The organism is Ferroacidibacillus organovorans (assembly GCF_001642725.1).
GTDB classification, from domain to species: Bacteria; Bacillota; Bacilli; order Alicyclobacillales; family SLC66; genus Ferroacidibacillus; species Ferroacidibacillus organovorans.
In genome coordinates this window covers 1-13,991 of record NZ_LSUQ01000065.1, presented here as the reverse complement: position 1 = coordinate 13,991, position 13,991 = coordinate 1, and the positions used below count along the sequence as shown (strand labels likewise).

Below are 13,991 nucleotides of genomic sequence, written 5' to 3'. Positions count from 1 at the left end.
GTCTACAGGAGAGGTACTTGCAACTTCGCAGTGCTTCATGAACCGCCGTATGCGGACCCGCATGTACGGTGGTGTGAGAGGTCGGGGGCTAGGCGCCCCCTCCTACTCGATTTTTCTGGTGGCATCGATTGCAAAAGCTTGTGTAATGACAGAGAGACTTTCTTCTGGCGCGTTCGTCGTATAAAATAGAGAGATGCGTTTGTTCGACTGCATTGTATTGCGCAAGTGCCCATTCAAAAAAAGGAGATCGTAGCTGCGTGAAGAGTATGACCGGATATGGCCATGCAGAAGGCGTTTGGGGCAATCGCGTTTTTCTCATTGAGATTCGTTCGGTCAATCATCGCTACCTCGATGTCGTGTTTCGCTTGCCGCGAGAGTTGTTGCGACTGGAGAGTGCGCTGCGAGATCTCGTTAAAAAGGGTATAAGCCGCGGGCGCGTGGAGATTTATCTCAGCGAGCGGGCGAAGCAAGATGAACCGGAGGAAGTCACGCTCAATGAAGGCGTTTTGCACGCCGCATTAAATGTACTCAAACGCGCGACGCGCTCAGAATTTGTTGACATGGAACCCGCCTCCGTCGGGCACCTGCTTATGGTGCCGGGGCTGTTCTCCGTCGGGACCGTCGATTCGCAGACGTGCACGGGGGATGATGAACAACTTTTTTCTATCCTTGAAGAGGCGTTGCAGGAGTTTATCGCGCGACGTCGAACGGAAGGATTAGCTATAAAAGCTGAGATTCTGCGCTTTTTAGATCGCGCGCAGTCACTCCATTTGGGAATGAAGACAAGGATTCCCGCGATTGAGGCGCTTGAACGCGAGCGGATTGTGGCACGAGTGCGCGGAATTCTCGGAAATACGATAGACCTCGCGTCTGAACGTTTGGCGGTTGAGGTGGCGTATCACGCGGCGCGCAGTTCGGTCGAAGAGGAAATGGCGCGGATAGAATGCCACCTTCATGCACTCCTCACCCTCTGTCGCGAGGATGGCGCAGTGGGGCGGCGCATGGAATTTTTGTTGCAAGAGCTTCACCGAGAGACCAATACGCTCGGTGCAAAAGCGGCCGATTTGCGATTGACGGAAGACGTTCTTGAGTTGAAGCATGTCCTTGAACAATTGAAGGAGCAAGTTCAAAATATTGAGTAGTCGATTGAAGCGCTGAAAGCGGACTTACGCAGGTGAGGGGTAGCCAACGTGAACGACAGACTGATTGATCTCGGGTATGGCAGTTATGTTGCGTCAGCGCGGATCCTTTCGATCGTGAATCCAGAGTCAGCGCCGATCAAACGATTGATTCAAGATGCGCGCGAACAGATGAAATTGATTGACGCGACGTTTGGAAAAAAAACGCGCGCGGTGATCATCGTTGACAGTGGACATGTCATTCTCGCGGCGATCGAGCCGGAGACAGTGACGGCTCGCGCCATGCAGGGCGATGAAAAGGTACTGTTTAACGCGGATTTACCCAGTGTTTGAGGATGCGCTAAGATCTGATTGAAGAATGAAAAGGAGCTTGAAACTATGATTCTCTATCCGTCCGTCGACAAACTTCTCACACTCGCAGACAGCAAGTACACGTTGGTCATTGCGGCCTCAAAGCGGGCGCGCGCGCTACAGGAAGGTGCGGAACCGCGCGCAATCGTTCGCTCGGGACGTTTCGTCAGTACGGCGCTGCGTGAGATTGAGATCAAGCAGATCAGTTATGTTCGCACACGCGACGGATTGAAGTGAGCCTTGTGAACCCATCGTCGCTTTCCGGGAAAACGGTGGTATTGGCGGTCACTGGTGGGATTGCAGCGTATAAGTCTGCGTATCTCGCGAGTTTACTCACGAAGTGCGGTGCGCGCGTGCGCACGGTGATGACGCGCGGCGCCACGCAGTTTGTGGCGCCGCTTACCTTTCAAAGCCTCACGCACGAACCAGTACATGTTGACGTTTTTGATGAGCGTGATCCTTCGCGGATCGCGCATATTTCACTTGCGGACGAGGCGGATTTGGTGATTGTCGCGCCAGCGACGGCCGATGTGCTTGCGCGCGTGGCGCACGGACTTGGCGATGACATGCTGACGACGATGCTGCTCGCGACGCGTGCGCCGGTTACATTTGCACCTGCGATGAATGTTCATATGTGGGAGAACTCGATTGTAAAAGAGAACATCCAGAAGTTACAGGCGCACGGTTACCTGATCGCAGAACCGGGAGCTGGTCCGCTTGCGTGCGGGTATACTGGAAAAGGCCGTTTGATGGAGCCGGATGATCTCTTGGAGTTTCTGGAAGGTGTAGCGACGAAGCCTCATTATAAAGGCGTGCGATTTTTGGTGAGCGCAGGTCCCACGCGCGAGCGGATCGATCCGGTGCGCTACCTCTCAAATGACTCGACTGGCACGATGGGATATGCGATCGCCCGCATGGCGTGGCGCATGGGTGCTGATGTGACGCTTGTCAGCGGCCCGAGTGAATTGGCGGATCCGCTCGGCGTTTCTATGATCCGTGTTACGACGGCAAGCGAGATGGAGCGGGTCATGATCGATCACGCAAAAGACGCTGACGTTATTATCATGACCGCTGCGGTCGCAGACTATCGCCCGGAAGCTGTCCTCGAAAAAAAACTGAAAAAAACGCAGGATACGCTTTCGCTTTCGCTTGTCAAAAATCCAGACATACTCTCGCAACTTCGCGATCATATGAAGCCGCGCGCGAAATTGGTCGGGTTTGCGGCAGAGACGCACGATCACGAACACTACGCACAAAAAAAGCTGAGGGAGAAACGACTTGATTTTGTCGTTTTAAATGATGTGCTTGAACCGGGGGCAGGGTTTGGGACGGGGACAAACCGCGTGACGGTATACGCGGCAAACGGTAGTGTCACACCGTTTGCGCAGGCGGATAAGTTGACGGTCGCAAAGGCGCTGCTCCAGTTGATCCACGCTCAGCGCGAGGTGTAGGTCATGCGGTATGCAGAGGTTGCAGTTTTGGTTCGCGCGCGGGCGGTCGATCGCCTTTTCGATTATCTCGTGCCCGAGGGGATGGAACTCTTTGCAGGTGACGCGGTTGAGGTTCCATTTGGGGCGCAACGGGTAGAAGGGTATGTCCTTGCGTTAAAGGATCATGCTCAAGATGATTCTGTATCGTATCGAGCGATTACGCAAAAACTGTCAGGTCAGCGACCGCCTCTTACCAAGGATTTGATCGAACTCCTTGATTTTATGAGGAAACGCTATTTTTGTACGTGGGCGGCAGCCGTCTCGACCGTGTTGCCCCCGGTCATTCGCTCGCCGGGGAAACGATATTATCAGCTCGATCGTCAGTGGGTCGCCTTGCATGGAACGCAGGATGCTGACGCGGACTTGATCGCGGGACTCGACAAGGTGTTCACAAAGAAAGCGCGTTTGGCAGAGGCGACGCTGCTTGAAAAAGGGTTTTCACGCGCGCTTCTGACGCGCTTTGTGCGGCAAGGTTGCTTGACGCTCGAACTCGGCGGTTCGACCGTATCCAGGCGCTCGGAAATATGGGTGAACGCAGTGCCAGACGCAGCGCTTAATCGCGTGAGAAGCGCGCACAAGCGCGAACTATTGATTCTCTTGCAGGAAAAAGGCGCGCCGCAACGCTACGCTGAATTGCTCGAACAGGGGCTCGTAACTTCTGAGATGATTCGCTCGCTAAAGGCGCAGGGATTGGTTCAAGTCATTTCAAAGCCTGTGAATGAAAGCGGCGAGGAGACGGAGAAACGGCTCGCACTCACAGAGGAGCAGCGCGCGGCTGTGGCTTCGATTGTTGAACTGATCGATGCGAAAAAGCACGAGACGATCTTGCTTCAGGGGGTTACGGGCAGCGGAAAAACAGAGGTTTATCTGCAAGCGATCGAGCGCGCGCTTCAAAAAGGATTGCAAGCGCTTGTCATGGTGCCAGAAATTGCGCTGACAACGCAGATTGTCGCGCGCTTTCGCAGGCGCTTTGGTTCGCGCGTCGCCGTTCTTCACAGCCGTATGTCGGAGCGCGAGCGCAGGCACCAGTTTGCGAGCATCTATGAAGGCGTTGCCGATGTAGTTGTCGGCGCCCGCTCTGCGGTGTTTGCACCGCTTGATCGGCTCGGCCTGCTCGTCATTGACGAAGAACACGAGGCGACGTACAAACAGGATCGCGATCCGCGCTATGTCGCGCGTGAGATTGCAGCGTGGCGCGCAGCGCGTGCGAATGCGCCGCTGATCCTTGGGAGTGCGACCCCTTCGCTTGAAGTGATGTATCGCGTAGAGAGTGGACGCTACACAAAGCGAATGCTAAAAGAGCGGGCGACTGGCCGTCCTCTACCGGAAGTGCGCATTGTCGACATGCGCCAGGAGATGAAGATGAATCAGCAAGGACTTTTGAGTCGCGCGTTGCGCGATGCGCTGAAGGATTCTTTTGAGCATCAAGAACAAGCGGTGCTGCTTTTGAATCGTCGCGGTTTTTCTTCGTTTTTACTTTGTCGAGAATGTGGGGAGACCCTTACGTGCCCGCACTGTGACGTCACACTCACGGTGCATCGAACGCCGGAACACACGCTATTGTGCCACTTTTGTAACTACCGTGCGCCGCTGCGTGATACCTGCCCGGCATGCGGCGGTGGCCGCATGCGCACATTTGGCGCGGGAACGCAGCAATTGGAGCAAGAAGTACTCTCCTGGTTCCCAAACGTGCGAGTGCTGCGCATGGATGTGGACACAACAGCCGGCGTGGGAACGCATGAACAGATTCTTTCCGCATTTTCCAAGGGCGAGGCAGATGTGCTCCTTGGTACGCAGATGATTGCTAAAGGGCATGATTTCTCCCGTGTATCGCTCGTGGGTGTCGTTGCGGCGGATGCGGCGCTTCACGTGCCGGATTTCCGGTCGGCAGAGCGCACCTTTCAGTTGCTTGTTCAAGTGGCGGGGCGCGCTGGACGCCACGGTCGCGAGGGGCGCGTGGTCATTCAGACGTTCGCGCCAGATCACTACGCGATTCAAGCGGCGGCAGCGCAAGATTACGAGCAGTTTTATCGCACCGAGTTACCGTTGCGACGGCGCCTAGAGTACCCGCCATTCACGGAAATCGCACAGTTCATCGTGACGCACGATGAAGAAAGCAAGGCGCGCGAAGGTGCGCAGCAACTTCATCACTTGCTTGAAGCATCACTAAAAGGATGCGAGCGCGTACAACTTTTGTCGGCGGCACCTGCAGTCGTCGGTCGCATCCGCGGGGCGTATCGGTATCAGGTTGTTGTTAAATACCACTCGTTTCGCGCCGTTTCAAAGAGACTGCGGGAAGCGTTTGATCAGGCTGTCGCTGTGTGTGGAAATGGTGTCTCTTTGCATGTCGACATCAATTCGTGGATGACCCTCTAGTGAAATAGCCAAAAAGGAGCTTGTACATGGTGCGCACGATCATGACCACAACGCGCGCGGTGTTGCGTCATAAAGCGCACGTTGTAACGACATTTGACCAGCAACTTGCGAAACTGCTCGATGACCTTGCCGAGACGATGTACGCTCATTGCGGCATAGGTCTCGCGGCTACGCAAATTGGCATAAAGCGGCGCGTCTTTGTCTATGACGTAGGGCACGGCTTGTGTGAGATGGTCAACCCAATTCTTCTTGCAGGGGAAGGGCAGATGAAAAGTGTTGAGCGCTGTCTGAGTGTCCCCGGACTCAAGCGAACCATACGTCGCTATGCGCGCGTTCGCGTTTATGCGCTGAATCGATTTGGCGCACCTCTCTGGGTTGAAGCGAAAGGGAATCTCGCGTGTTGTCTACAACATGAGATCGATCACATGGATGGAATTTTGCTGATGGATCATGAAGCGTGGCGCACGCCGCACGACACTCACTTAAACTGGGGGGATCTCTTTGGACGAACCGCGCATTGTCTTTATGGGCACGACGAGTTTTTCGGTCACCATTCTTCGTGCTCTGATTGAGCGTGGGGCAACGGTCGTCGCGGCCGTTACCCAGCCGGATCGTCCGACTGGGCGCAAACGCATTCTTACGCCGCCACCTGTTAAGATCGCAGCAGAATCCTATGGCATCCCTGTGCTTCAACCGGTGCGCATTCGTGACAGCGCAATGCTAGACGAAATCAGCCAATTTGATCCGACGCTGTTGATTACGGCCGCTTATGGTCAAATTTTGCCTGAGGCGCTCCTCTCATTACCGAAATACGGCGCACTCAATGTTCACGCCTCACTTTTGCCAAAGCGTCGGGGAGGCGCCCCTATCCAGCGCGCGATTCTCGAGGGCGACAGCGTCACGGGTGTCACGGTGATGAACATGGTGAAAGCGATGGATGCGGGGGCGATGTGGGGGAAGGTATACCTGCCCATTGATGATCAGATCACATATGGTGAACTACAAGATCGCCTCGCCGAAAAAGGAGCTGAACTCCTGGTTGATCTTTTGCCTTTGATCCTTGATCAAGTGATCGTAGCCCGTCCGCAGGAAGACGCTTGCGTGACATTTTCGTCCGTGCTCACGCGTGCGGACGAACAACTCGATTTTGAACTCGACGCAATCCGTGTCACGCAACAGATTCGCGCGCTCGCACCGCGCCCGGGCGCCTATACGCAAGTGGGTGATAAAGTGCTGAAAATCTGGTATGCTACGGTCGAAGCAGGAGTCGACGGAGCAGCACAGCCAGGAACGGTGATCGAGCTTACAGACAGGGGTCCGCGCATTGCATGCAAAAGCGGGACGATCATCGCAGAATCTTTGCAACTTGAAGGGAAAGTCATCCAATCGGGACGCGAATTTCAACAAGGACAGAGAAACCTTCTCGGAATGCAATTCACAAAGATCGCGAAATGAGCCATTCACAAGGTTCTAAAAAGCCGCGTCGCTCTTCGCGTGATGAAAATGGCAAATGCCCGATATCGCCTGCCCGCCTTGCGGCGTTTGAGGCGTTGTGCGCCATTTTGGAAAAAGGTACGTATACGCATCTCGCACTTTTGGAACAGTGGAATAAAAGGGATCAAAGCGCGCAAGATGCAGCGCTCACCTCCGAATTGGTACGCGGCGTCGTGAAGTGGCAACGATTGCTCGATGAGATGATTCGCCCCTTTGCGCGCGTTCGCATAGAAAAAATGGATATCCCCGTTTTGTGCGCACTGCGCATGGGAGTCTATCAAATGCGGATGATGGATCGCATTCCTGACTATGCTGCCATTTCTGAAGCGGTTGAACTTGTGAGAATTCACACGTTTCATGCGCATCGCATGGCGAACGCAGTGCTTCGCGCGATTCAAAAAGCAAAAGATCTCCCGCTTCCCCTTCGCCTTGAGGACGTGGCGAATGCATCGCGCGAATCGCTTGGCCTCCGGCTCTCGTATGAGGAGTGGATGGTGCAAGAAGTTCTTTCGACGCTTGGCGACGTGAATGGACGTGCGGCGCTCGCTGCAATGAATGATCGTCAGCATCTTGCGCTTCGCGTGAACCTTAAAAAAGCTTCGCGCGATCAGGTTTTAAAGATTCTTCGAGACGCAGGGTGTGTGGTGTCAGAGGTGAGTGGCATACCTGCCGCCATTCTCATTGAAGAGGGAGTTCGTGACGCCATTCAAGAGGTGATCGCGCGTGGAGAAGCCTCCTATCAGGGGTTGTCTTCTATGAAAATCGCGTCGCTGTTGCGCCCGCGCGCGGGGATGACGATCATTGATGCGTGCGCCGCGCCGGGTGGCAAAACGCTTCATTTGGCTGAACTGAGCGATGATCAAGCGAATATTTTTGCAGTTGAGGTGCATGCGCATCGCGCAAAAATGATTCAAAATCAGGTAGAACGCCTCGGGAAAAACTCCATCACTGTGATCAACGCTGATTTTCTAAGCGTTGACAAGGACTGTGACGCGATATTGCTTGATGCGCCGTGTTCTGGACTGGGAACGATTGCACGCAAACCGGATGTAAAATGGACGGTTCACAAAGAAGATCTGCACTCTCTCGCGGAATTACAGAACAGCATGTTAAACCACGCTGCAGATCTTTTGAGAGCGGGTGGGACCCTTGTCTATTCTGTGTGTACGTTGACGCACGCAGAAGGGGATGCGCAGATTGAAAAAATTCTTGCAAAACGCTCAGACCTTGAACTCGATTGGATCGCGGAAGGTGAATTGGCGTTTTCGTATCGCACACCTGCAGGCGGGGTGCGCATGCTGCCGCAACGAGATCGCGGGGATGGCTTTTTTGTGGCGAGATTCCGCAAACGATGAAAATGCATGGAGACGCGATGGAAAGGGAGGGGATTTGCATGAAACCACTCATTCTTGATTTGACTCGCCAACAGATCGAACAGTGGGTGCGCGAAGAGGGACAGCCTGCGTATCGCGCAACGCAAGTGTTTCACTGGATCTATCAGCGACGGGTCACGGCGTTTGCGGAGATGACCGATCTTCCAAAAGCGTTGCGAGAGCGACTCGCTGAATCGTTTGTTCTCACTTCGCTGCGCGAAGTCACGCGTCAGATATCAAAAAAGGATGGAACGACCAAGTTTTTGTTTGCGCTTGCCGACGGATCAACGATTGAAACGGTCATCATGCGCCACGATTACGGGGTCAGTGTCTGCGTCTCGTCACAGGTTGGCTGCAAAATGGGATGCACGTTTTGTGCCTCAACGCTTGGCGGGTTGATTCGTCATTTACGCGCAGGAGAAATTGTGGAGCAATTGATCTGGTGTCAGCGGATGCTCGATCTTGAGGGAGAGCGCGTCAAGAGTGTTGTTATGATGGGATCGGGGGAACCGCTTGAAAACTATGATGCGGCGCTTCGCTTTGTCGATCTTGTGACAGATGCGGAGGGCTTGATGATCGGACAACGGCACATCACGATCTCAACGGTCGGTCTGGTGCCTGCGATCTATCGGCTCGCTGATGAGCATCGCGGGATCACGCTTGCCGTCTCACTCCACGCGGCGGATGACGCGACGAGATCTTCGATGATGCCGATCAATCGCGCGTACAACATTGCCAAATTGATGGAAGCATGTCACTATTATTACAGAGAGACTGGACGCAGAATCTCTTTTGAATACGCGTTGATTGCCAATGTGAATGACTCACTCGAACATGCGAGGCGCTTGGCAGAAGTTGTCTCGACGCTCCCGTGTCATGTCAATTTGATTCCTGTCAACTATGTTCCTGAGCGAGATTTGAAGCGGACGGAGCAGGCGCAAATTCGCGCTTTTACAAGGGAATTGGAGCGACTCTCGATCAAGGCGACGGTGCGACGTGAGATGGGGTCAGATATCGCTGCTGCCTGCGGTCAATTGCGCGCAGAACACGCGAGTGAAAACGCTGCACTCGTGTCACCGTAAGACTTTTCTCGCGCAATAATTAGGGATGCGAAAGAGGCTATGCGGAGCAGTGCGCGAATGCGATTCACGCGAGATGAGATGCATTGCTGAATTTTTCTGGGGAGTGAACGCCGTGCAGTTTGCCGCAAGAACGCACGTAGGCCTCGTGCGCAAGAGCAATCAGGACGGGTACCTGATTCGCATGCGAGAAGAGCGGGAGTGTATCGCGCTTGTTGCAGACGGCATGGGGGGGCAGCGAGCAGGAGAGGTTGCGAGCGCGCTTGCCATTGACATCATGTGGGATCACTTGTCAAGACCAGGTGAATTTACCGATCCGGCGTCGCAATTGAAATGGACGATTATGCGTGCAAATGAGGCAATTTATGAAAAATCGCGTGAAGTGATTGAATACGCGGGAATGGGTACGACGGTGGTTGCAACCTATGCAACGCCAGAGACTGTACACTACGCGCATGTGGGTGACAGCCGAATTTACATGTTTTCAAAGCCCTATGGACTGCGTCGCTTGACGGAGGATCACTCTCTCGTTCATGAGCTTGTAAGGCGAGGGCAGGTTACAGCAGAGGAAGCGTTTTCCCATCCTCAGCGGCATTTATTGACACGTGCGCTCGGAACGTTGCCCGCGGTAGAAGCGGAGTGCGCCTCGACGCAGTGGCATGAAGGAGATTTACTTCTCATGTGCAGTGACGGCTTGACGACATGCATGATGGATCGGGAGATTGAGGCGTGTTTTCAGACGGACATCCCGCTCCATGAACAGGTAAACCATCTCGTTGAGATGTCACTCTCGCGAGGCGCGCCTGACAACATTACGGTAATCGCCCTTTTTCATGACGGGGAGCCGGTGTGGAGGGACAGCCGTTCATGATTGGCAAGATTTTGGGTGACCGCTATCAGATCATCGAACGCATTGGCGGCGGCGGCATGGCAATCGTCTATCGAGGTCTTGATGTGCTGCTACACAGGCCGGTTTCTGTAAAGACGCTTCGTCCTGAGTTTGTCGGAGACGCAGAATTTGTGAGGCGATTTAAACGCGAAGCGCAAGCAGCTGCCAGTCTGTCGCATCCGAATATCGTGAATATTTACGATGTCGGTCAGGATTTGGACTCGCACTATATCGTTATGGAGTACGTCGAGGGCAAAACGCTTAAACAGTTGATTGAAGAGCGGGCGCCGCTTCCAATCGATGAGGCGGTTGGGATCGCGCGACAGATTTGTGATGCTCTGGCGCACGCGCACGATCATCATATCGTTCATAGAGATGTTAAACCACATAATATTCTCATCAGTACGACGGGGCGAGTCAAAGTTACTGATTTTGGTATTGCCCGCGCCATTTCAACGAATACGATTACGCATTACAGCTCGTCTGTTCTCGGCTCGGTGCACTATTTCTCACCTGAGCAGGCGCGCGGTGCAACGGCTGATGTCAAGTCAGACGTCTATTCGCTCGGCATCGTACTCTACGAAATGCTTACGGGTCAATTGCCGTTTTCCGGGGAGACGCCGATCAGTGTTGCGCTTAAACATCTCCAAGAGAATTTTGTCGAACCGCGCAATCTTTCCCCACGCATTCCGCAGAGCATCGAGAACATCGTTTTAAAGGCGTTGATGAAAGATCCTGAACAGCGCTATCCTTCGGTGCGACAGATGGCGGATGACCTAGAGCGCGGACTGCTTTTGCCGGATGTTCCAAAGTTCGTGTCTGTGGCGGCCGCTTCGAGAGAACAAGTGATGGAGGCGGGGGCTGCACCACTTCCTCTCAAAGCGATCGAGAGCAGTAACCCGGTGGAAGAAGTGGACGGGAAGAAACCTTGGTGGAAAAAGGTATTGACCGTCCTCCTATGGGTCATTCTCTTTGGTGGGCTCACCTTGGTCGCTGTGTTACTAGCGCTGTGGCTCTTTTCCAGTGTCTTGCGGGTTAACACGATTGCGCTTCCGCGCGTCGTCGGTCTTTCTTATTCGGAAGCGCGAACCACGCTACTTAATAAAGGGTTTCAGTCGTCGAAGATCCTCGAGAGTTTTGACACGAATTCGACTTCGACGGTAAAAATCGGTCAAGTGGAGAGCCAGAGTCCCACGCCTGGCAATATCCCGGCAAACTCGGATATTCATCTCGTGATTAAAGAGGGTAGCGCACAAATTACGATGCCTTCACTGAGTGGACTATTGCAAAGCATCGCTCAAAGCCAACTGGTCGATCTTAGCGTCCCTACGGGACACATTACCGTCATCGAACAGTCGAGCGCTAGCGTGCCGATCAATCAGGTCATTTCAACAACCCCTGCCCCGGGCACAGCAATGAATGCGAACACGACGCAGGTGACGCTCGTCGTCAGCGCAGGCACACAGTCTGCGGCGGTGCCGGATGTGGTAAATAAACCGCTTAGCACGGCAACAGCCGCACTGAAAGCGGATGGGTTCACGTTGGGGCAAGTTACGACGACCAGTTCATTTTCTGTTCCACAAAATGAAGTAATCAGTCAGACGCCGGCGCCAGGTCAGCAGGCTTCTGCAGGATCAACGGTCGCGCTGGTGGTCAGTTCGGGCGTGCCGTCAGGCACATCTTCGTCGACATACCCGGTCACCGTTTCGTTGACACCGGGGACACCTCTCCCGGTTGAGGTGAAAATTGTAGTGATTGATGCGACAGGAACGAGCACGCCGGTGACTGCTTCACAAAATTCTCCGTCGGCAACGTATCAAGTACATGTTGTGACGACGCCGACACAGGCGGCTGAAGTGGATGTCTATGAGAACGGTCAACTCGTGTCGAGTCAATCCGTTTCCTCTAATTCAGGAAATGGAAATGGTACTACTGGTTAAGCGCGAATGGAGCTATCTGGTGAAAGAGTGGGTGTGCACTTTCGGATGAGAGGCAAAATTGTTCGTGCGGTGTCCGGATTCTATTATGTTCAAACAGATACAGGCGCTACATTGCAGTGTCGAGCGCGAGGAATTTTTAAAAAACGTGGCGTCAAACCACTCGTCGGTGATCGCGTAAATGTTGAGGCGCAAGGTACAAAAGAGGGCGTGATCGTTGAGATTGCGCCCCGCGTCAACGAACTCACGAGGCCATCCATCGCGAACGTCGACCAGGTTTTTGTGGTGCTGTCGCTCATTGAACCGGAACTCTCACTCTATCAGCTCGATAAGATGATCGCGATGGTCGAAGAGCAAAACCTTCCGCTTCTTCTGGTGTTAACGAAAGCTGAACTTCCCGGCGCGATCGAAGTGTTTCAGCAAATTGAGCCAGTCTATCGAGCGATGCATTATGAGATGATCGCGTTATCGCTGCGCGCGGGAATGGGAAGTGAGCGGTTAACCGCACATCTTAAAAATAAGACTACTGTGCTCGCCGGACTTTCAGGTGTTGGCAAATCTACAATCTTACGATTTGTCGTTCCTGGCGCTGATGTGGCTGTCGGGTCGATCAGCGAAAAGGGGTTGCGCGGAAAACATACGACGACGTTTGTCGAACTCTATCAAACGGAGCATGGCTTTATCGCAGATTCCCCTGGGTTTTCCCAATACTCGTTTGAGTCGCTCGAGCCTGATCAAATTCAGTATCTGTTCAGGGATGTCAAATCCGAAGCATTGCACTGCGCGTTTCGCGGCTGTCTCCATGAAACGGAAGACGGGTGTGCGGTTCGCAATGCGTGCGAGGAGGGACGTTTGGCGGCGACCCGCTATGCCAGTTATCGGCAAATCTTGCAGGAAGTTAAGGATGCAAAAAACAGGAGGTATTAAGTTTGTCTATCCTTGTTGCGCCATCTATTTTATCCGCAGACTTTGCGAATCTTGGACGCGATGTCGTGCGTTTAGAAGAAGCGGGCGCGGATTGGATTCACATCGATGTAATGGATGGACATTTTGTCCCCAATCTGACGTTTGGACCGCCTGTGATTTCGGCCATTCGGCCACACACCACACGCCCCTTTGACGTTCACCTGATGATAGAAAATCCTGAGCGGGAAATCATCGCATACCGCGATGCGGGTGCGGATATCATCACGGTTCACGTTGAGGCATGTCACCATCTTGAGCGAACCCTGACACAGATTCGACAACTCGGGGCAAAAGCAGGCGTTGCGCTCAATCCGGGAACGCATGAGTCGAGTATCGAATATGTTGTTGACGTGATTGATCTCGTACTGATCATGACGGTGAATCCTGGTTTTGGCGGTCAGTCATTTTTATCACATGTCGTGCGTAAGATTGAGAATGTACAAAAGTGGCTGGAGCGGATGGGACGAACTGACGTGCGCATTGAAGTGGATGGTGGGATAACAGGGGAGACTGCAAAAACGTGCATCGCCGCAGGTGCGTCTGTGCTTGTTGCAGGTTCGGCAATTTTTCGCGCTCCCAGTTTTCTCGAAGGAATCACAGATTTGCGTGGATTCTAACATTTACCCTGTGTTCACGCTACGGATGTCACGCGCTGTGGTGCAAAGGCATATCATAAGAAATGCATCAACTAGTCGCGACTGCGGCTTATAGTGACACTGCATAGAATGGTTGTGTCTCAACTACCATGAATAAAAGGGGGGAGAACATGCGGTTCTATACAATTAAACTGCCGCGTTTTCTCGGAGGGATCGTCAAAGCGTTGCTTGGCGTAAAACGATAACAAAAAAAGCACCCCGCGCGGTGCTTTTTCTTTTGTCCTACACAGTTGCATCAGAG

Annotated in this window: 15 protein-coding genes; all 15 read left to right on the top strand. The window is 53.5% G+C overall.

Annotated features, from left to right (window positions below):
• A partial coding sequence (locus AYW79_RS16205) for a hypothetical protein (RefSeq protein ID WP_231884553.1) occupies nucleotides 1–184 on the top strand: 184 nt, incomplete at its 5' end.
• Between the two features lie 82 nt (nucleotides 185–266).
• Nucleotides 267–1,142, top strand: coding sequence for a YicC/YloC family endoribonuclease (locus AYW79_RS13540; RefSeq protein ID WP_231877895.1), 876 nt, complete (start codon nucleotides 267–269; stop codon nucleotides 1,140–1,142).
• 48 nt (nucleotides 1,143–1,190) lie between these two features.
• Nucleotides 1,191–1,472 (top strand): DUF370 domain-containing protein, encoded by a 282-nt coding sequence (locus AYW79_RS13535; RefSeq protein ID WP_067566948.1) that lies wholly within the window; start codon nucleotides 1,191–1,193, stop codon nucleotides 1,470–1,472.
• Between the two features lie 45 nt (nucleotides 1,473–1,517).
• A complete protein-coding gene (gene rpoZ, locus AYW79_RS13530) occupies nucleotides 1,518–1,727 on the top strand; it encodes a DNA-directed RNA polymerase subunit omega (RefSeq protein ID WP_418251496.1) in 210 nt (69 codons plus the stop codon).
• On the top strand, nucleotides 1,724–2,941 hold the full coding sequence (coaBC, locus tag AYW79_RS13525; RefSeq protein ID WP_231877894.1) for a bifunctional phosphopantothenoylcysteine decarboxylase/phosphopantothenate--cysteine ligase CoaBC: 1,218 nt from the start codon (nucleotides 1,724–1,726) through the stop codon (nucleotides 2,939–2,941). The genes rpoZ and coaBC overlap by 4 nt, the downstream gene beginning before the upstream one ends.
• Before the next feature lie 3 nt (nucleotides 2,942–2,944).
• On the top strand, nucleotides 2,945–5,356 hold the full coding sequence (gene priA / locus AYW79_RS13520; RefSeq protein WP_067566944.1) for a primosomal protein N': 2,412 nt from the start codon (nucleotides 2,945–2,947) through the stop codon (nucleotides 5,354–5,356).
• 26 nt (nucleotides 5,357–5,382) lie between these two features.
• Nucleotides 5,383–5,928, top strand: a complete 546-nt coding sequence (def, locus tag AYW79_RS13515) for a peptide deformylase (RefSeq protein WP_067566942.1) — start codon at nucleotides 5,383–5,385, stop codon at nucleotides 5,926–5,928.
• Nucleotides 5,858–6,811 (top strand): methionyl-tRNA formyltransferase, encoded by a 954-nt coding sequence (gene fmt, locus AYW79_RS13510; protein ID WP_067566940.1) that lies wholly within the window; start codon nucleotides 5,858–5,860, stop codon nucleotides 6,809–6,811. Before def ends, fmt begins: the two co-directional genes overlap by 71 nt.
• Complete coding sequence (gene rsmB, locus AYW79_RS13505) at nucleotides 6,808–8,205, top strand: 16S rRNA (cytosine(967)-C(5))-methyltransferase RsmB (protein WP_067566938.1); 1,398 nt, start codon at nucleotides 6,808–6,810, stop codon at nucleotides 8,203–8,205. Before fmt ends, rsmB begins: the two co-directional genes overlap by 4 nt.
• Before the next feature lie 38 nt (nucleotides 8,206–8,243).
• Nucleotides 8,244–9,305, top strand: a complete 1,062-nt coding sequence (gene rlmN / locus AYW79_RS13500) for a dual-specificity RNA methyltransferase RlmN (RefSeq protein ID WP_179123080.1) — start codon at nucleotides 8,244–8,246, stop codon at nucleotides 9,303–9,305.
• A 112-nt stretch (nucleotides 9,306–9,417) separates the two neighbouring features.
• Nucleotides 9,418–10,173, top strand: coding sequence for a Stp1/IreP family PP2C-type Ser/Thr phosphatase (locus AYW79_RS13495; RefSeq protein WP_067566936.1), 756 nt, complete (start codon nucleotides 9,418–9,420; stop codon nucleotides 10,171–10,173).
• Nucleotides 10,170–12,131 carry a Stk1 family PASTA domain-containing Ser/Thr kinase gene (pknB, locus tag AYW79_RS13490; RefSeq protein WP_067566934.1) on the top strand — a complete coding sequence of 654 codons (1,962 nt, stop codon included), beginning with the start codon at nucleotides 10,170–10,172 and terminating at the stop codon, nucleotides 12,129–12,131. The genes AYW79_RS13495 and pknB overlap by 4 nt, the downstream gene beginning before the upstream one ends.
• 45 nt (nucleotides 12,132–12,176) lie before the next feature.
• Complete coding sequence (gene rsgA, locus AYW79_RS13485; RefSeq protein WP_067566952.1) at nucleotides 12,177–13,055, top strand: ribosome small subunit-dependent GTPase A; 879 nt, start codon at nucleotides 12,177–12,179, stop codon at nucleotides 13,053–13,055.
• A 2-nt stretch (nucleotides 13,056–13,057) separates the two neighbouring features.
• Nucleotides 13,058–13,711 carry a ribulose-phosphate 3-epimerase gene (gene rpe / locus AYW79_RS13480; protein WP_067566932.1) on the top strand — a complete coding sequence of 218 codons (654 nt, stop codon included), beginning with the start codon at nucleotides 13,058–13,060 and terminating at the stop codon, nucleotides 13,709–13,711.
• Nucleotides 13,712–13,839: 128 nt separating this feature from the next.
• Complete coding sequence (gene spoVM, locus AYW79_RS16445; protein ID WP_079290475.1) at nucleotides 13,840–13,935, top strand: stage V sporulation protein SpoVM; 96 nt, start codon at nucleotides 13,840–13,842, stop codon at nucleotides 13,933–13,935.
• Nucleotides 13,936–13,991 lie beyond the last annotated feature (56 nt).

What these genes read in the sequence shown, in the direction of transcription:
- AYW79_RS13540 (WP_231877895.1), top strand. Translation starts at nt 267, where the DNA reads ATGACCGGATATGGCCATGCAGAAGGCGTTTGGGGCAATCGCGTTTTT.
- rpoZ (WP_418251496.1), top strand. Translation starts at nt 1,518, where the DNA reads ATGATTCTCTATCCGTCCGTCGACAAACTTCTCACACTCGCAGACAGC.
- priA (WP_067566944.1), top strand. Translation starts at nt 2,945, where the DNA reads ATGCGGTATGCAGAGGTTGCAGTTTTGGTTCGCGCGCGGGCGGTCGAT.
- def (WP_067566942.1), top strand. Translation starts at nt 5,383, where the DNA reads ATGGTGCGCACGATCATGACCACAACGCGCGCGGTGTTGCGTCATAAA.
- rsmB (WP_067566938.1), top strand. Translation starts at nt 6,808, where the DNA reads ATGAGCCATTCACAAGGTTCTAAAAAGCCGCGTCGCTCTTCGCGTGAT.
- rlmN (WP_179123080.1), top strand. Translation starts at nt 8,244, where the DNA reads ATGAAACCACTCATTCTTGATTTGACTCGCCAACAGATCGAACAGTGG.
- pknB (WP_067566934.1), top strand. Translation starts at nt 10,170, where the DNA reads ATGATTGGCAAGATTTTGGGTGACCGCTATCAGATCATCGAACGCATT.
- rsgA (WP_067566952.1), top strand. Translation starts at nt 12,177, where the DNA reads ATGAGAGGCAAAATTGTTCGTGCGGTGTCCGGATTCTATTATGTTCAA.
- spoVM (WP_079290475.1), top strand. Translation starts at nt 13,840, where the DNA reads ATGAATAAAAGGGGGGAGAACATGCGGTTCTATACAATTAAACTGCCG.